Below are 17,946 nucleotides of genomic sequence, written 5' to 3'. Positions count from 1 at the left end.
CTCCCAAGCTCGTGATAGCATCCGCGCCTATGAATGTTCCAGGAAGAATCACCAGCGGCCTGTTGATGCTGTTATCCAGCTGCGCGGCGCTGGCGCAAAGTGAATTGGATGTGCGGATCAAACCGTCCAACGATGAACTGAAGGCCAATATAGAGGGCTATATCGGTAGCCTCGGCGATCGCGATGAAGAAGCCTTGCTGCGCTTCAGTCGCGGCGCCGAAGAACAGGCGCGCAAGGCCGCCCAGGCCTTGGGGTATTACCAGCCGCAAATCGACAGCGACGTGAAGGGCGGCAAGACGCCGCGCCTGGTGCTGAACATCGATCCCGGCGAGCCGATCCATTTGCGTAACGTCACGATACGTGTCGACGGTCCTGCCGCCTCGCTCAAATCCTTTCGTGTGCCCAAAAGCGACCTGCTAATGCCAGGCGCGGTGCTTAACCATGGCCGTTACGAAGACGCCAAGCGGCTGATCCAGAACCAGGCCTCGCGTTTCGGCTTCTTCAGTGGGCGCTTCACTCGCCAGAAGCTGCTGGTGGACCCGCGCGCGGGCGTCGCCGATATCGAATTGATCTACGACAGCGGCCCGCGTTATGCGCTGGGCAAAGTCAGTTTTGAAGGCGACACGCCGTTCGACGAAGACCTGCTGCAACGCATGGTGCCGTTCAAGGCCGGTACGCCCTATGACTCGGAACTGATCGCCGAACTCAATCAGGCGCTGCAATCGAGCGGTTATTTCGAAGGCGTGCGCGTCGACGCGGCGCCAACGGCCTCCAAGGACGACGTGATCCCGGTGGCGGTCAAACTCGACACCCGCAAGCCTCGGACCATGGGCTTGGGTCTGGGGTTTTCCACCGACGTCGGCCCGCGAATCAAGGCCAACTGGACCCGGCACTGGGTCAACCCGCAAGGCGACAGCTATGGCTGGGAAGCCGAACTGTCGGCACCGCGGCAGAACGTCGGGGTGTTTTACGACATTCCCCTGGACCCACCGTTGACCGACAAACTGCGCTGGGCCGCTGGCTATCAATATGAAGATATCGCTGGCACCGACTCCCGCAGCAAATTGCTGACCCTCGGCCCCGAATGGCACAGCAAGTTGCCCAGCGGCTGGCAGCGGGTGGTGTCGCTTAAATGGCAACGTGAGGAATACACACTCGGTGACGACTCGGGGCTCAGTACCTTGCTAATGCCCGGCGTGAGCTATTCGTACCTGAAAAGCGACAACCGCATCGATCCGCATAATGGCTATCGCCTGCAATTCGAAACCAAGGTCGCCAAGGAAGGATTGGGTTCGGACACCAACCTGGTGTATGGCACGGCACTGGTCAAAGGCCTGACCACGGTCTTCGATAAACACCGCTTCCTCGGTCGGGTGCAGGTCGGCGGCAGCGCCACCAACGGTTACAAATCGGTGCCGCCGTCTCTGCGCTTCTTCGCCGGTGGCGATCAGAGCGTGCGCGGTTACGACTACCAGAGCCTGTCCCCGGAGAACTCCGAGGGCGACCGTATCGGTGGCCGTTACATGGTGGCCGGCAGCGTCGAGTATCAATACTCCATCGCCGAAAAGTGGCGGGTCGCAACCTTCATCGATCAGGGCAACTCCTTCAACACCCTCGAACTGCCGAACCTGAAGACCGGCGTCGGTATTGGCGTGCGCTGGGTTTCGCCGGTAGGGCCGATTCGCCTCGACCTGGCCCACGCGATGGACGACGACGGCGGCATTCGACTGCACTTTTCCATGGGGCCTGAGCTGTGAAGCGTGGTTTGAAAATAGCGCTGCTGGCGATCCCGGCGCTGCTGATGCTGGTCGTGCTGGCCTTGATCATCGTGCTGGGTACGGCGACGGGCAGTCGCTGGGCGCTCGGGTTTGTGCCGGGTTTGACCGTGGAGAATTTCCAGGGCCGTTTGGGTGGACAGTGGAGCGCCGACCATCTGCTGTGGCAGCAGGACAACAGCCGGGTTGAGCTGAACCAGGCGATTTTCGCCTGGTCGCCACTGTGCCTGACGCGCATGACGCTGTGCATCGAGCAATTGCAGGCCGAGCAGGTCAGCCTGCAATTTCCGCCAGGCGCAGAAGAGCAAAGCAGCGGGCCGATCAGCCTTCCAGACTTGAAATTGCCGCTGGCCATTGAGTTGGGTGACGTCAAGGTCGGCCGTCTGCTGTTCAATGGCAGTGAAGAGCTCAAAGGCCTGCAACTGGCGGCGCACTGGACCGAACAGGGTTTGCAGATCGACTCGGTGCACTTGCAGCGGGATGAACTGAGCCTGAACCTGTCTGGCCTGTTGCAACCGAGCGGCAACTGGCCGCTGACCGCCGAAGGCAAACTGACCTTGCCGGCGCCGGGCACCGAACCCTGGGCGCTGGTGTTGAAGGTCGACGGCGATCTGCTGAAAACCCTGAACCTGAAAGCCGACAGCAGCGGTTACCTGAACGGGCAGTTGACCGGCGAATTGCAGCCGCTGGTGGAAAACTTGCCGGCAAAAGTGCGTATCACCGCTGACGGCTTCAAGGCCCGCGCCGAGCTGCCGGACACCCTGCAACTCAATCAACTGGAGCTCACCGGCGACGGCGACCTGAAAAACGGCTACCAGTTGCTCGGCAAAGCCACGTTGCCCGCCGAACTTGGCCCGGTCGCGTTGTCGCTGCAAGGCAAGGTTGACGCCAAGGGCGCGCAAATCGCGGGTCTCGACCTGACCGCCAATGACAAACAAAGCCTCAAGCTCACCGGGCAACTGGACTGGAGCAAAGGCTTCAGTGCCGAAGCGAAAATCGACTGGCTGGATTTCCCCTGGCACCGCCTCTATCCGCTGATCGACGAACCGCAAGTGGCACTGCGCAGCTTCAACGGTGAAGTCTCCTACACCGACGGCAACTACATCGGTAACTTCAAGGCCGCACTGGATGGCCCGGCCGGGGCGTTCAGCCTGAACAGCCCTTTCAGCGGCGACCTGAGCCAAATCCATCTGCCGCAATTCAAGCTCGAAGCCGGGCAGGGCAAGGCCGAAGGGCACCTGAACCTGCAATTTGCCGACGGCATCGCCTGGGATACCGCGCTGGACCTCTCGGCGATCAACCCGGCGTACTGGCTCGCGGAGTTGCCGGGTACCTTGGCGGGTCCGTTACGCAGCAAAGGCGAGATGAAGAATGAAAGGCTCAGCCTGACCGCCGACCTGGACCTGAAAGGCAAACTGCGCGGGCAGCCGGCGGTGTTGCAAGCCAAGGCTGATGGCGGCGGCGAACAATGGAACCTCAGCGCGTTGCAGATTCGCCTGGGTGACAACAGCATCAATGGCCAAGGCAGCCTGCAACAGAAACTCGCCGGCCAGATCGACATCAAAATGCCGCGCCTGGCCCAACTCTGGCCGCAACTGCGCGGCCAGCTCAATGGTCGGGTCAATGTCGCCGGCACGCTCAAGGCACCGCAAGGCAAGCTCGCCCTGCAAGGCACGCAACTGGTTTTCGAAGACAACCGCCTGCAAAGCCTCAATCTGGATGCCACCCTCGACAGTGCCCAACGGGCGAAGATCGACCTCAAGGGCAGCGGCATCCAGACCGGCGACACGTCACTGGGCACCTTGACCGCCAGCGGCCAGGGCGACATCAAAAATCAGAAGCTGACCCTCGACCTGCAAGGACCGAAACTGAAACTGGCGCTCGGTCTCGACGGCGCGTTGGATAAAGGTAACTGGCGCGGGCGTCTGGCCAGTGGCGATATCCAGGCCGGTGGTCAGGACTGGAAGCTGCAAAACCCGGCCAGACTCGAACGGCTGGCGGACGGCAAAATCAACTTCGGTGCCCATTGCTGGATGTCCGGCCCGGCCAGCCTGTGTGGCGAAGACCAGCGCTTGATGCCCGAGCCAAAGCTGCGTTACCACCTCAAGCAGTTCCCGATCGACAGCCTGGCGCAATGGCTGCCGAAGGATTTTGCCTGGCAGGGCCGGCTCAACGCCGACCTGCAACTGGACTTGCCGGCCAGCGGCCCGAACGGCCAGATCAGCGTCGATGCCAGCGGCGGCACGTTGCGCATGAAGGAAAAGGATCAGTGGCTGGACTTCCCGTACCAGACCCTGAAACTCACCAGCAAACTCACGCCAAAACGCATCGACACCGACCTCAGCTTCGTCGGTGGCAAGCTTGGTGAGCTGATGCTGCAGGCGCAGATCAACCCGTTGCCGAAGAACAAACCGCTGACCGGCTCATTCCGCCTCAATGGCCTGGATTTGTCGGTGGCGCGGCCGTTTGTGCCGATGGTCGAGAAACTCACCGGGCATTTGAACGGCAGCGGCACGCTGTCTGGCGGGTTGCTGGCGCCGCAGGTCAACGGCAACCTTGAGCTGCGCGACGGTGAAATCTCCGGGCCGGAACTGCCGATGGCGCTCCAGGCCCTGCAACTGCAAGCGGTGATTGCCGGCGAAACCGTACAGTTGAACGGCGGCTGGAAAAGCGGCAAGGCCGGGCAGGGCAGCCTCAATGGCAACATCGCCTGGGGCCAGGCACTGGTGGTGGATCTGGCGCTCAAGGGCTCGCAGTTGCCGGTCACCGTCGAACCCTACGCCGCGCTGGAAGTCGCGCCGGACCTGAAAATTTCGATGAAGGACGACAAACTCGCAATCGTCGGCAAAGTGCTGGTGCCCAAGGGCGAAATCACCGTGCGTGAGCTGCCGCCGTCGACGGTCAAGGTCTCCGATGACACGGTGATCGTCGGCCAGCAGACCGAAGAGGGCAAGCCGCCGATGGCCATGGCGATGGACATCGACGTGGTGGTCGGGGAAGACAAACTAAGCTTTGCCGGATTTGGCCTGACCGCCAACCTGCAAGGTCATGTGCACATCGGCGACAACATGGACACACGCGGCGAGCTCTGGCTCAACGACGGGCGTTATCGCGCCTACGGCCAGCGCCTGACCGTGCGTCGGGCCCGATTGCTGTTTGCCGGTCCCATCGATCAGCCGTACCTGGACATCGAAGCGATTCGCCAGACCGACGACGTGATTGCCGGCATTCGCTTGAGCGGCAGTGCCGAACAGCCGACCACGCAGATTTTTTCCGAGCCGGCGATGAGTCAGGAGCAGGCGTTGTCCTACCTGGTGCTGGGGCGTCCGCTGAGTACCACCGGTGAAGACAACAACATGCTCGCCCAGGCCGCCCTCGGCTTGGGTTTGATGGGCAGCTCCGGGGTCACTAGCGGGTTGGCCAAGGATCTGGGCATTCAGGACTTCCAGCTCGATACCCAAGGCAGCGGCAACACCACCAGTGTGGTGGCCAGCGGCAACATCTCCGAAAAGCTCAGCCTGCGTTATGGCGTAGGCGTGTTTGAACCGGCCAATACCATCGCCTTGCGTTACAAGCTGAGCAAAAAAGTCTACCTCGAAGCCGCCAGCGGCGTGGCCAGTTCGCTGGACATCTTCTACAAGCGGGATTTCTAACACCTCGATCCTTTCAGATAGACCGGGTCGCTCCCGTCGTAAGCAGGTCCGCCCCACACGGTCCGGTGTGGTCCTTGCGGGAGTGGGGCGGCGGCGCTCAGAGTTTGAACTGGGCGACCAAGGTGCTGAACGAACCGGCCAGGCGAGACAGCTCCTGGCTAGCGGCCGCCGTCTGATTGGCCCCCGCGGTACTCTGGGTCGACAGGTCTTGGATGTTCGTCAGGTTACGGTCCACTTCCCGTGCGACCTGGGCCTGCTCTTCGGAGGCGGAGGCAATCACCAGATTGCGTTCGTTGATGATCGAAACGCCGTCCGTAATCTTCTGCAACGCCGAACCGGCGTCCTGCGCCAGGTCCTGGGTTTGAGTGGCCAGTGCCAGGCTCTTGCCCATGGCGTTCACGGCCCCGTCGGCCCCGCGTTGCACAGTGCTGATCATGCCTTCGATTTCCACGGTGGAGGCCTGGGTGCGATGGGCCAAGGCACGAACTTCGTCGGCCACCACGGCAAAACCACGACCTTGCTCTCCCGCACGGGCCGCTTCGATAGCGGCATTCAAGGCCAGCAGATTGGTCTGTTCGGCAATGCTGCGAATCACGTCCAGCACCTTGCTGATCTCCCGGACATTGCCGGCCAGTTCGGTCACTGCCTGGTTGGAATCGGTGATTTCGGCCACCATGTGGGTGATGCCTGTCACGGTCTGTTTGACTTGTGACTGACCGTTAATGGCGTCGCTACTGGCGCTGCTTGAGGCTTGTGAAGTAGTGACGGCGTTACGTGCTACTTCTTCAACCGCAGCGGTCATCTCGTTGACCGCCGTGGCAGCCTGCTGGATTTCATCATTCTGACGGGTTAACCCGCGTGTGCTTTCTTCGGTCACAGCTGACAGTTCTTCGGCGGCTGAGGCCAGTTGATCCGATGCGTTGGCGATTTGTGTGAGGGTACGCTTCAGGCCCCCTTGCATCGCAGAAATGGCATTGAGCAACTGGCCTGCTTCGTCGTGGCTGTTGCCGCTGATGGCTCGGGTGAGGTCCCCACCTGCAATCTCCTGTGCGTAAGACACGGCCAGCGCCAATGGACGTGTGATCATGCGGGTGATGAAGACGCCAAGGGCGATTGCCAGGACGAACGCAATGATGATCCCGGTCGTCAACGACAGTATGGCGGTGCGGTGCAACGCTTCCGCCTCAGCAGCGCCTTCGCCTATCTGTCGGTTGTTGGAATCAACCATCACCCGTATCAGGCTTCGCGCTTCACTGAACGCGATGTTATTGGTGCCGTTGAGGATGACGGCGGCCTGGTCCAGATTTTTGGCGTCTATCAGTTCGACAATCTTTTGTGATGTGCTGATGTAGGTCGGCCAGACCAGGTCCAGTTTGTCACCCGCCGCGCGCTCATCGTCCTGCAGTGGCGTCGCACGGTAGCTGGCGTAGGCATTTTTTGCAGTGTTCAAATCAGTCACCAGCGCTTCGTGCAGGCGGTGATTTTCGCTGTCCGGTAACACGCCTCTTTGCCCATCAAGCAGACGATACATCCCACGGTTGTGCGCGGTGAGGCTGCTCAGGGTTTCCCCGATTTTGCCCACTGACACGAGGTTGTCAGAAAAGGTCAACGCCAGCGCCGTGGACAACCGATTAATGCTCAGGATGCTACCGGCGCCTACGAGTAGAGTAATCAAGGCGCAGAAAACAAACGCTGTCAGCAGTTTGGTCGAGAATTCAGAGCGGCTCAGGATGTTCATTCAGTGAACTCGGTTGGAGTTTGTATGGGTTTGATCAGTGGGGATTAATCGCCACCATAATGGCATCGCAATAATTAACTAACTAGAACATTTATCATTTTTTCGCTCGTAGCCCAGAGCAAGACATCACGGACTCTGGACGTGGGGGGAGGAAACACACCCAGTCTATTTCTGCGGGATCGCTGAAGGTCTGACAGGTGCGCCTGTGCTCAAATCCGTTGAGCGGGTGGGGCGTAATCGGATGCCGCGATTGACATCAAAATGTCATCTTTTAATCGCATGAACGCCATGTTCGCTGAGTAATGTTCTCGCGAATGAGATCGATCTCAAGCGAGCGACAATGACTGATTTGAAACAAGTTGCACGACTGGCAGGTGTATCGCGGGCGACTGCCGCGCGGACCTTCGCCTCCCCTGAAGTGGTGCGTCCGGCGACCCGCGAGCAAGTGTTCGCCGCTGCCCGCGAACTGGGTTTTCGGCCCAATCGCCTCGGCCGTCAACTGCGTTTGCAAACCACCAACCTGATCGGGGTGGTGGTCCCCAATCTCCTCAATCCGGTGTTCGCCGAGCAATTCCAGGCAATGGAGCGGGCCGCGCGTTTGCGTGGCTACAATTTGTTGCTGGCGACCACCGATTACAACAGCGAGCGTGAAAGCGCGGTGGTCGAGGAGTTGTTGCGCCAGCGGGTTGACGGGCTGGTGCTGACCGTTACCGATGCCGAAAGCAACCGCGTGCTGCAAAGCCTCGCCAGCGAGGACACGCCGTTTGTGCTGGCTTATCACCAACCGAGCAATCCCGATTACAGCGCGGTGTCGGTCGACAACCGCGCCGGGATGGCACTGGCCACGCGCTATTTGCTGGACGCTGGGCATCGGCGCATTGGCATGGTCGCCGGCCCGGCCTTGCAGTCTGACCGTGCCCGTCTGCGTTACGCCGGTTATGGCGACGCGATGCGTGAGCACGGCCTCGACAGCTTGCCGGTGATCGAAATGCCCGCCCATACCCAAGCCGATTTCGCCGCCCTTGAACCTTTTTTGTCCGGACCACAGGCGCCCAGCGCGTTGGTTTGTTCCAACGATTTGCTGGCGATCAGCCTGATCGCCGAACTGCGCCGACACGGCTGGAATGTGCCTGGGCAGCTGTCAGTGATCGGTTTCGACGGTATCGCCCTGGGCACGCAAATGCACCCCACGCTGTGCAGCGTGGTGCAGCCAATTGCAACGCTGGCCAGCACGGTCATTGACCAATTGCTGGCACAAATTGCTGGCGCTGCCCCGGTTTCCCATTGCCTGCCTTGCCATGTCCGGCCAGGCGAAAGTACTCAACCCTACGAGGAGAAACTCGATGACCCGCTTCACTAAAACCCTGGCTGCGTTATGGCTGTGCGGTGTGGCCAGCCTGGCCCAGGCCGCTGAAACGGCGATTTGCTACAACTGTCCACCGGAATGGGCAGATTGGGGCACTCAACTCAAGGCCATTGCCGACACCACAGGTGTGCAGGTACCGCTGGACAATAAAAACTCTGGCCAGGCTCTGGCGCAGTTGGTTGCCGAGCACGCCGCGCCGGTGGCGGACGTGGTGTATTACGGCGTGACATTCGGTTTACAGGCACAAAAAGCCGGAGTCGTCGGGACTTATAAACCCAAAGGCTGGGAGCAGATTCCGACGGGGTTGAAAGACCCGCAGGGGCACTGGTTTGCAATTCATTCCGGCACGTTGGGAATCATGGTCAACGTCGATGCGCTGGGTGGCTTGCCGGTGCCGCAGAGCTGGGCTGATCTGCTCAAGCCTGAGTACAAAGGCATGGTCGGCTACCTCGATCCATCCAGTGCATTCGTCGGTTACGTGTCCGCGGTCGCCATTAATCAGGCGATGGGCGGGACCCTGGATAACTTCGCGCCGGCCATTGATTACTTCCAGAAACTGGCGAAAAACGCGCCCATCGTGCCGAAACAAACCGCGTATGCGCGGGTGCTTTCCGGTGAGCTGCCGATTCTGGTCGACTACGACTTCAACGCTTACCGTGCGCGCTACAAAGACAAGGCGAACGTCGCTTTCGTGATCCCCAGGGAAGGCAGCATCAGCGTGCCTTACGTGATGAGCGTGGTCGACAATGCACCGCATCGCACCAACGCCGAAAAGGTCCTGGATTTTGTGCTGTCCGACCAGGGGCAGGCGTTGTGGGCCAAGGCATATCTGCGTCCGGTTCGTGAGATGAAGATGCCGGCCGACGTCGCCGCGCAGTTCCTTCCGGACAGTGACTATGCCCGCGCCGGCGTGGTCGATTACGAAAAAATGGCGGCGGTGCAGGAAGCCTTTGCTGCGCGCTATCTGAGTGAGGTCAAGTAAGTGACGACTGTGCCGCTCAACGTGCAGGACGTCTCGTCCCGCCACGATGTTTTGCAGCGCTTGCGACCAACGGTTGCCTGGGCGCTGGCCCCGGCGGCAGCGGTTCTGCTCGCGTTCTGGCTGTTGCCGCTGGCGCATTTGATTGTGCTGGGTGGGCAGGGGCGCGAGGGCAGCGACAGTGGCTATTGGCAAGTGCTCAGTAGTGCGCAATACCTTGGCAGCCTGGTGCAGACCTGTCTCCTTGCGGCGTTGGTGACACTGGCGGCGTTGTTGGTCGGTGGCATCAGCGGGGTGTTTCTCGCTCGCCAGCAGTTCTTCGGTCGCTCGGCGTTAGTTGCGCTGCTGACGTTTCCGCTGGCGTTTCCCGGGGTGGTGGTCGGCTTTCTGGTGATTCTGCTGGCCGGTCGACAAGGCCTGTTCGCCTCGCTCGGTCTGGGGCTGGCGGGTGAGCGCTGGATTTTCGCTTACTCGCTGACGGGGCTGTTCATCGGTTATCTGTACTTCTCGATTCCGCGGGTGATTCTCACGGTGATGGCCGCGTGTGAAAGCCTGGATCGCAGCCTGGAAGAAGCCGCGCACTCACTCGGCGCCGGACATTGGCGGGTGGTGTGCGACGTGATCGTGCCGGGGTTGGCCCCCGCGCTGGTATCCTGCGGCGCCATTTGTTTCGCGACGTCGATGGGCGCTTTCGGCACTGCGTTCACCTTGGGCACGCGGCTGAACGTGACCCCCGTGGCCATCTATAACGTGTTCACCAACTACGCCAATTTCACCGTGGCCGCTGCGCTGTCGGTCATCCTCGGAGCAGTCACCTGGGCGGTGCTGTTGCTGGCACGGCGCGTGGCCAAACAGTCGGGGACGGTTTTGTGAAACGAACAACGCTGTTTATCGCACAGCTGGTTTTTACCCTGCTGGTCTGTGCCTTCATGTTGGTGCCGGTGCTGATGTCATTGCTGGCGGGGCTGACGCGCAATTACTTCGTCGGGGTGTCCAGTGGCCTGACGTTCGACTGGTTGATTCAGGTCTGGCAAAGCTACTCGCCGACGGTCTGGTTATCACTGCGGTTGGCGGTTGCCTGTGCCGTGTGTGTTTGCGTGATCGGCGTGCCGGCGGCTTATGCCCTGGTGCGGATGAACAACCGCTTCAGCCGTGCATTTGAAGAGCTGATGGTGTTGCCCGTGGCCATGCCGGGCTTGGCCAGTGCCTTGGCGTTGCTGCTGACCTACGGGCAATTCGGCGAGTTTCGCAGCAGTTGGCTGTTTATCCTGGTGGGTCATGTGCTGTTTACCTTGCCATTTCTGGTGCGCCCAGTAATGGCGGTGATGCAGCGCCAGCAATTGCCGACGCTCGAAGAGGCGGCGGCGAGCCTCGGTGCCGGGCCGATCAAGCGTTTCTTCAGTGTGGTGGTGCCCAATTGTCGGGCCGGGATACTGGCCGGAGTGTTGATGGTCGTCACCCTGTCGCTGGGTGAGTTCAACCTGACCTGGATGCTCCACACACCGATGACCAAGACCTTGCCGGTGGGCCTGGCCGACAGCTATGCCTCGGCGCGGCTGGAAGTGGCCAGCGCCTACACCCTCATATTTCTGTTGATGATCGTGCCGCTGCTGATTGCGTTGCAAGCCATCAGCGCCCGTCTTTCTCGTGGAGAGCGTCGATGACTGGAACCACTATTCGCCTGCAGGGTTGCCGCAAGGCGTTCTCTGACGGCACCGTTGCTGTAGATGATTTGAACCTGACTATCGAGGCCGGGGAAACCTTGGCGATCCTTGGCCCGTCCGGTTGCGGTAAAACCACCACGTTGCGCATGATCGCCGGCCTTGAACGCCCGGATGTCGGGCAGATTTTCTTTGCCGACAGTGACGTCACACGCCTGCCGATCGAGCGCCGCGACGTGGGCATGGTGTTTCAGAATTACGCGTTGTTTCCGAACCTGGACGTGGCCGGCAATATTGTTTACGGCCTGAAGATAAGAGGCCTGTCGCCCGCCGAACGCAACAAGCGTTGCGCCGAGTTACTGGAACTGGTCGGCCTGCAGGATCACGGCAAACGCCGCATTCACGAGTTGTCCGGCGGCCAGCGTCAGCGGGTGGCACTCGCCCGTGCGTTGGCCCCCCGGCCTCGGGTGTTGCTGCTTGATGAGCCGTTGGCAGCGCTGGATACGCAGTTGCGCGAACGGCTGCGCAGCGAGCTGGATCAACTGCTGCGCAGCTTGCGCATTACCTCGGTGTTTGTGACGCACGACCAGGGCGAGGCCATGGCGCTGGGGGACCGGATCCTGGTCATGGAGCGCGGACGCATCGCACAACTGGCCACGCCACGAGACATCTATCAGCAACCCGCCAACGCGTTTGTCGCCAGTTTCGTCGGCAACCTCAATGCGTTCCCGGTGATCGAACCGACCGCCCATGGCTTGAAGGTCAGCGGTGGCGAGTTGCCCTGGAAGGGGATCCCTGTGCCGACGACGGTGTACTGCCGTCCTGAGCATTTGCGGGTGATGGATGGTGCCGGGCATGTGCGCGGTCGTCTGGTCGGGCAGTTTTTCCAGGGGGCGCAAAGTCGCCTGTTGGTGGACGTCGGGGCCGGGCAGCCATTGCTGGTCGACAGCGCTGACGGCGTCATTCATGCCACTGGCGCTCTGATTGCCCTGGCCATCGAGCCACACGTGTTGTTCACCCTGCATTCGTGATGTTTTTTGTTTAAAGAGCACTTATTTTGAACAGTCCGTTTCTTATTGCGCAGATCAGCGATTTGCACCTTAAAGCCGATCAAAAGCTGACCTATGGCGTGGTCGATTGTCTGGGCGCGTTGCGGCGCGCGGTGGATCATTTGAATGCCAGCCAACCGCGCCCTGACATCGTGGTCATCAGCGGCGACCTGGTGGATTTCGGCCGTGCCGATGAATACGCGCTGCTCAAGCGCGAACTGGCGCGATTGCAGATGCCTGTCTATCTGGTTCCCGGCAATCACGATCATCGCGAGCAGCTACTGGCGGGATTTACCCATCACACTTATTTGCCGACTAACGCCAACGCGCCGCTCGACTGGGTGGTCGAGGAGCATCCGGTACGCCTGATCGGCTTGGACTCGACCCGGCCGGGCGCCCATGGCGGTCAATTGCTGGACAGCCAGTTGCGCTGGCTCGATGAGCAATTGTCCCGTCGCCCCCATGTACCGACGCTGTTGATTCTCCATCATCCGCCCTTTATCACGGGCATCGGCCACATGGACCACGAGCCGTTTATCAATACCGCTGCTTTGGAAGCGCTCGTCGCTCGCCATCCGCAGGTAGAGCGCTTACTTTGTGGGCATCTGCATCGGCCCATGCAGCGTCGCTTCGGCGGCTCGTTGAGTTGTGTGTGCCCCGGCACTTCCCACCAGATCGTGCTGGATCTGGAGGCATCCGCGCCCGCACATTTCAATCTGGAGCCGGCGGGGTACCTGGTACATCGCTGGCATCCGCAACAAGGTCTGGTGACCCACAACGCCGTGTTCGGTGAATACGCCGGGCCTTATCCGTTTTATGACGATCATGGATTGATCGACTGATAACGCCAGGACGATGACGGTGCTGTGCTTATTTAGCTTGGGGAGGTTTTAACGACGGCCACTTAGTACGGTTACATGACGTTTATCTCAATGATGACTTAATGCGCGGGCTTATCCATTGGTGGGCCCGTTGCTTCCTGCTGTCTTTTTACTGCGCACAGAACATGGTTTCTGCGCTGGAGTTCGCCCTGATGAAAGCCTCGTTTCAAGTATTAAGTTTTTTGACCGGCGGTTTGGGCATGGCCCTGAGTCCCTTGGCGTCTGCTGATTTTATTAATGACAGCAAAGCCAACTTGAACTTGCGTAACTTCTATTTCAATAACGATAACCGCGACGGTGCCGCCGCGCCGTCGAAAACTGAAGAATGGGGCCAAGGCTTCATGCTCAACTATCAGTCGGGGTTCACCGACGGTACGGTGGGTTTCGGTCTGGATGCGATCGGTTTGCTTGGGATCAAGCTCGACAGCGGTGAAGGACGGCATGTCGGCAGTTCAATGATTCCCAGTGATGGCGATAAGGCCGCGGATCAATGGGCGCGTGCCGGCGCGACGGCAAAGATGCGGTTCTCCAAGACCGAGTTGCGCTACGGCACCTTGCAGCCAAAGTTGCCGATTCTGGTGGCGAACGATGGTCGACTGCTGCCGCAAACCTTTGAAGGCGGTCAGGTCACCAGCAACGAACTCGATAATCTGACCTTTACCGCCGGCCAACTTGAGCATGCCACTGGCCGCGGTTCCAGCGACAGTGCCGGCCTGGCGGTAGCGGGTGCCAACCAGGAAAGCAACAAGTTCACCTTCGCCGGCGCTGATTACAAACTGACTAAAGACCTGACTGCCCAGTATTACTACGCCAACCTTGAAGACTATTACCAACAGCACTTCGCCGGTGTATTGCATGTACTGCCGTTGGGTGAGTACGGCTCGCTGAAAACCGACTTGCGATATTTCAAGACCACTTCCGATGGCAAGAACAGCAGTGCCGCCGGGCGTGCCAGTGGTTACAAGTTAGGTGGTTATACCAAAGGCGGGACGGGTGAAATCGACAACGATACCTGGAGTGCGGCATTCATTTACTCGTTAGGCGGCCATGCCATTACAGCGGGTTATCAAAGCGTTTCCGATGACAGCAACTTTGCTCAACTCAATCAAGGCGGGCTGGTCGACAAAGGCGAGGGCGGCGCCAGTCTTTATCTGTACACCGACCGCACCATTCAAACCTTCATCCAGGCCGGCGAACGGACCGCATTCGCGCAATATGCCTACGACTTCGCGGCCGTGGGAGTTCCGGGTCTGAAGGCGTCGGTCATGTATCTCAAGGGCAACAACATCCAGACGACAAGCGGCCAGGACGCGAGCGAATGGGAGCGAGATATCTCCCTGGATTATGTGATTCAAAGTGGCGCGTTGAAGAACGTCGGTTTCGGCTGGCGCAACGCAATGTCACGCAGCGATATCGCCCGCAATCAGGATCAGAATCGCCTGATCGTGAGCTATTCCATTCCCCTGATGTAAGCCCGCCTTCAAGCCCATCGGCGAACAGGTTCACGATCATGTGGGTGAACCTGTTCCTGCCGACGATTGACCACTCTATCCCCCCGCCGCCGATCAGCTAAATACAAAGCATCCTAACTATTGCGTTGACATTGGCTGCCTAAGCAGTAATATCTCGACATACATTCACTGCCTAGGCAGCTAATCGGTGGCCAGATGAAACATTTCTCCTCATACGATTTCCATAATTGCCATCTCGGCCTCTTGCTCGGACGCGCCGCGCTGCTCAAGGACCGGATCATCGACACTCACATGGAACCCCACGGCATCACCGCCGCGCAGTTCAAAGTGTTGATCATCATGGCCCAGTTCGGCGTCGATACCCCGGCCGAGCTGTGCCGCCACCTGTCGCTGGACAGTGGTTCGATGACCCGCATGCTCGATCGTCTGGAACAGAAAGGTTTCCTCGCCCGCCAACGCTCCGAAGCAGACCGCCGTCAGGTGCAACTGGTGCTGACCGAACAAGGTCAACAGTTGACTGACCGTCTGCCGGAAATCGGCGCCGATGCCATGAATGAACTGGCCGGGGCCATCACCCCGGAAGAATTGAAAGCCCTGGAACACATCCTGAAGAAAATCCTGGTAGCGGCGGGTGACTCGATCACCTTGCTGCGGGTAGGTGGCAATGAACAGTAAACGCCTGCGTACCGGACTGAGCCTGGTGCTGTTGGCCATGAGCGTCGCCGGTTGCGCCAGTTACAGTGGCCTGAGCACCGAAGGCGTCAGCCTCGATGCGAAGAACCTCAAGGCCGGGCAGTCGCTCAATGGCGTGACCCTGACACCCGCCGCATGGCCGAAAAGCGACTGGTGGAAAAGCCTCGGCGACCCGCAGCTCGACGGCCTGATCCGCGAAGCCCTGCACGACAGCCCCGACATGCAAATCGCCGACGCCCGCGCTCACCAGGCCAGTGCTGCCGCCTACGCCGCCGATGCTGCACGGATGCCCACCCTCGATGCCAATGCCGGTGTCAGCCGTTCGCGTCTGGCCCGCGACAAAGACCCGAGCGGGCAGGGTGGCACTTACTCCACTGTGCGTAATCTCGGCGCCAGCTTCAATTACACCTTCGACCTCTGGGGCGGCCAGCGCGATGCCTGGGAAGCCGCGTTGGGCCAGGCCCGCGCCGCCGAAGTCGATCAGCAGGCCGCGCAACTGACCTTGTCCGCCGACGTCGCCCGTGCCTACAGCGATCTGGGGCAGGCGCACATCATCCATGACCTGGCCAGCGAAGACCTCAAACGCACCAAACAAATGCTCGACCTCAGCCAGCGTCGCCTGAGCTCGGGGATCGACAGTCAGTACCAGTTCCAGCAAACCGAAAGCCTTGAAGCCAGCGCCGAAGCCAGCCTGATCGACGCCGAGAAACGCCTGCAAAGCGCGAAAATCGCCTTGGCGGTGCTGCTGGGCAAAGGCCCGGATCGCGGCAACGAAATCGCCCGGCCGAAAGTCCTTCAGGCCAGCGCCGTTGCATTGCCGTCGGTATTGCCGGCCGAACTGCTCGGTCGTCGTCCCGACCTCGTGGCCGCGCGCTGGCGGGTCGAGGCCGCGAGCAAGAACATCGCCGCTGGCAAAACACAGTTCTATCCCAACTTGAACTTGAGCGCGGCGGCGGGTGCCGAATCTTTACTGGGCGATGCGATGTTTGGATCGGCGAGCCGTTTCTTCAACATCGCTCCAACGATCTCGGTGCCGATTTTCGACGGCGGCCGCCTGCGTGCCGACCTCGATTCCCGCGACGCCGATTACGACCTCGCGGTGGCGCAGTACAACAAAAGCCTGGTGAAAGCCTTGGGCGATGTCAGCGACACCATCAACCAGTTGCACGATATCGGCCGGCAAATCGGTGCCCAGCAACACGCCACCGACATCGCCCGGGATTCTTACAACACCGTGGTCCAGCGCTACGGTTCCGGCATCGGCAACTACCTCGACGTGCTCAGCATCGAGCAGCAGTTGCTCCAGGCCCAGCGTCAGCTGGCCAACCTGAATGCCGAGCAAATCGACCTGTCGATCCAACTGATGCAAGCGCTGGGTGGCGGATTTCAGGGCGAAACCCTGACCGCCGCCAACGCAACCCCAGCCACGCAGCACAACTAATTCAAGGTACTTGTCATGGCCACTGCCGATACAACTCCAACCCCAACGCCTGACAACGGTCAAGACACGAGCAACCCGCGCAAGCGCAAAGTGATGCTGTTTGTCCTGACCATCATGGTGATCCTCGCCGGAGCCGGCGTCTGGGGTTATCACCAATTCTTCGGCCGCTGGAGCGAAAGCACCGACGACGCCTATGTGAACGGCAACGTGGTGGAAATCACGCCGCTGGTCATCGGCACCGTGGTCAGCATCGGCGCCGACGATGGCGATTTGGTCCATGAAGGCCAGGTGCTGATCAACTTCGATCCGAACGACGCCGAAGTCGGTCTGCAAAGCGCCCAGGCCAACCTGGCCCGCACTGTGCGCCAGGTGCGCGGTTTGTACAGTAACGTCGACGGCATGAAAGCCCAGGTCAATGCGCAGCAGGCCGAAGTGCAAAAGGCTCAGGAGAACTTCAATCGGCGGAAAAACCTCGCTGCCGGCGGGGCGATTTCCCAGGAAGAGCTGTCCCACGCCCGTGATGACCTGACCTCGGCGCAGAACGCCCTGGCCAACGCCCAACAACAGCTCAAGACCACCAGCGCGCTGGTCGATGACACAGTGGTGTCGTCGCACCCGGACGTGATGGCCGCCGCTGCGCAAGTGCGTCAGGCGTACCTGAACAATGCCCGCAGCACCTTGATCGCGCCGGTCACCGGTTATGTCGCCAAACGTACCGTGCAACTCGGTCAGCGTGTCCAGCCGGGCACCGCGCTGATGGCGGTGATTCCGCTGGATCAGCTGTGGATCGACGCGAATTTCAAGGAAACCCAACTGCGTGACATGCGCATCGGTCAGCCGGTGGACATTGAAGCCGATCTCTACGGTAGCAACGTCAAATACAGCGGCACCATCGACAGCCTCGGTGCCGGGACCGGCAGTGCGTTTGCCTTGCTGCCGGCGCAGAACGCCACCGGTAACTGGATCAAGATCGTGCAGCGGGTGCCGGTGCGGATTCACATCAATGCCGAAGAACTGGCCAAGCACCCGTTGCGGGTCGGCCTGTCGACTCAGGTCGAGGTGAACCTGCGTGACCAGAGCGGTCCGGTGTTGGCGCAACAGCCACCGCAAAAGGCTTCGTTCAGTACCAATGTGTATGACCGTCAGTTGGTCGAGGCCGACGCGATGATCACCCAATTGATCCACGATAACAGCGCCGCGGTCAGCAAAACCGCGCACCGCTGATTCGCCATCACACC

Annotated in this window: 13 protein-coding genes and 1 pseudogene; 12 read left to right on the top strand and 2 right to left on the bottom strand. The window is 60.3% G+C overall.

Going from position 1 to position 17,946, the window contains the following annotated elements:
• The first annotated feature begins 29 nt into the window (after positions 1-29).
• Both FFH90_RS20045 and FFH90_RS20040 read left to right on the top strand, forming a co-directional pair.
• On the top strand, positions 30-1,757 hold the full coding sequence (locus FFH90_RS20045; protein ID WP_026286360.1) for an autotransporter assembly complex family protein: 1,728 nt from the start codon (positions 30-32) through the stop codon (positions 1,755-1,757).
• Positions 1,754-5,428: a translocation/assembly module TamB domain-containing protein gene (locus FFH90_RS20040; protein WP_138867919.1), complete on the top strand. Its 3,675-nt coding sequence runs from the start codon at positions 1,754-1,756 to the stop codon at positions 5,426-5,428. The genes FFH90_RS20045 and FFH90_RS20040 overlap by 4 nt, the downstream gene beginning before the upstream one ends.
• Positions 5,429-5,525: 97 nt before the next feature.
• Here FFH90_RS20040 and FFH90_RS30760 read toward each other — a convergent pair whose 3' ends face one another.
• Both FFH90_RS30760 and FFH90_RS30755 read right to left on the bottom strand, forming a co-directional pair.
• Positions 5,526-6,389 (bottom strand): methyl-accepting chemotaxis protein, encoded by an 864-nt coding sequence (locus tag FFH90_RS30760; protein ID WP_371924316.1) that lies wholly within the window; start codon positions 6,387-6,389, stop codon positions 5,526-5,528.
• Positions 6,384-7,166, bottom strand: a pseudogene (locus FFH90_RS30755) (MCP four helix bundle domain-containing protein); the annotation flags it as partial. The gene FFH90_RS30760 and the pseudogene FFH90_RS30755, both read right to left, overlap by 6 nt.
• Before the next feature lie 340 nt (positions 7,167-7,506).
• On the opposite strand from FFH90_RS30755, the gene FFH90_RS20030 reads away from it, so the two are divergent.
• From FFH90_RS20030 to FFH90_RS19985, 10 genes are all read left to right on the top strand, one after another.
• Entirely contained in the window at positions 7,507-8,526 is a 1,020-nt protein-coding gene (locus FFH90_RS20030; protein WP_138867917.1) for a substrate-binding domain-containing protein, read from the top strand.
• A complete protein-coding gene (locus tag FFH90_RS20025; protein ID WP_138867916.1) occupies positions 8,510-9,514 on the top strand; it encodes an ABC transporter substrate-binding protein in 1,005 nt (334 codons plus the stop codon). Before FFH90_RS20030 ends, FFH90_RS20025 begins: the two co-directional genes overlap by 17 nt.
• Entirely contained in the window at positions 9,515-10,384 is an 870-nt protein-coding gene (locus tag FFH90_RS20020) for an iron ABC transporter permease (protein ID WP_138867915.1), read from the top strand. It begins immediately after the preceding gene.
• Positions 10,381-11,175: an ABC transporter permease gene (locus tag FFH90_RS20015; RefSeq protein WP_018925473.1), complete on the top strand. Its 795-nt coding sequence runs from the start codon at positions 10,381-10,383 to the stop codon at positions 11,173-11,175. The genes FFH90_RS20020 and FFH90_RS20015 overlap by 4 nt, the downstream gene beginning before the upstream one ends.
• Complete coding sequence (locus tag FFH90_RS20010; RefSeq protein WP_138867914.1) at positions 11,172-12,203, top strand: ABC transporter ATP-binding protein; 1,032 nt, start codon at positions 11,172-11,174, stop codon at positions 12,201-12,203. Before FFH90_RS20015 ends, FFH90_RS20010 begins: the two co-directional genes overlap by 4 nt.
• Before the next feature lie 26 nt (positions 12,204-12,229).
• Complete coding sequence (locus tag FFH90_RS20005) at positions 12,230-13,063, top strand: phosphodiesterase (RefSeq protein ID WP_138867913.1); 834 nt, start codon at positions 12,230-12,232, stop codon at positions 13,061-13,063.
• Between the two features lie 191 nt (positions 13,064-13,254).
• Entirely contained in the window at positions 13,255-14,574 is a 1,320-nt protein-coding gene (locus FFH90_RS20000) for an OprD family porin (RefSeq protein ID WP_026286361.1), read from the top strand.
• Between the two features lie 195 nt (positions 14,575-14,769).
• Positions 14,770-15,249, top strand: a complete 480-nt coding sequence (locus FFH90_RS19995; RefSeq protein ID WP_018925477.1) for a MarR family winged helix-turn-helix transcriptional regulator — start codon at positions 14,770-14,772, stop codon at positions 15,247-15,249.
• On the top strand, positions 15,239-16,708 hold the full coding sequence (locus FFH90_RS19990) for an efflux transporter outer membrane subunit (protein WP_018925478.1): 1,470 nt from the start codon (positions 15,239-15,241) through the stop codon (positions 16,706-16,708). Before FFH90_RS19995 ends, FFH90_RS19990 begins: the two co-directional genes overlap by 11 nt.
• Before the next feature lie 15 nt (positions 16,709-16,723).
• Positions 16,724-17,932 (top strand): HlyD family efflux transporter periplasmic adaptor subunit, encoded by a 1,209-nt coding sequence (locus FFH90_RS19985; protein ID WP_138867912.1) that lies wholly within the window; start codon positions 16,724-16,726, stop codon positions 17,930-17,932.
• The last annotated feature ends 14 nt before the right edge of the window (positions 17,933-17,946 follow it).

Source organism: Pseudomonas sp. ATCC 43928 (assembly GCF_005938665.2).
GTDB lineage: Bacteria > Pseudomonadota > Gammaproteobacteria > Pseudomonadales > Pseudomonadaceae > Aquipseudomonas.
Note: the sequence above shows the minus strand (reverse complement) of the source record. Positions and strands in the feature narration are given on the sequence as shown.

What these genes read in the sequence shown, in the direction of transcription:
- FFH90_RS20045 (WP_026286360.1), top strand. Translation starts at nt 30, where the DNA reads ATGAATGTTCCAGGAAGAATCACCAGCGGCCTGTTGATGCTGTTATCC.
- FFH90_RS30760 (WP_371924316.1), bottom strand. Translation starts at nt 6,389, where the DNA reads ATGCAAGGGGGCCTGAAGCGTACCCTCACACAAATCGCCAACGCATCG.
- FFH90_RS20030 (WP_138867917.1), top strand. Translation starts at nt 7,507, where the DNA reads ATGACTGATTTGAAACAAGTTGCACGACTGGCAGGTGTATCGCGGGCG.
- FFH90_RS20025 (WP_138867916.1), top strand. Translation starts at nt 8,510, where the DNA reads ATGACCCGCTTCACTAAAACCCTGGCTGCGTTATGGCTGTGCGGTGTG.
- FFH90_RS20010 (WP_138867914.1), top strand. Translation starts at nt 11,172, where the DNA reads ATGACTGGAACCACTATTCGCCTGCAGGGTTGCCGCAAGGCGTTCTCT.
- FFH90_RS20000 (WP_026286361.1), top strand. Translation starts at nt 13,255, where the DNA reads ATGAAAGCCTCGTTTCAAGTATTAAGTTTTTTGACCGGCGGTTTGGGC.
- FFH90_RS19995 (WP_018925477.1), top strand. Translation starts at nt 14,770, where the DNA reads ATGAAACATTTCTCCTCATACGATTTCCATAATTGCCATCTCGGCCTC.
- FFH90_RS19990 (WP_018925478.1), top strand. Translation starts at nt 15,239, where the DNA reads ATGAACAGTAAACGCCTGCGTACCGGACTGAGCCTGGTGCTGTTGGCC.
- FFH90_RS19985 (WP_138867912.1), top strand. Translation starts at nt 16,724, where the DNA reads ATGGCCACTGCCGATACAACTCCAACCCCAACGCCTGACAACGGTCAA.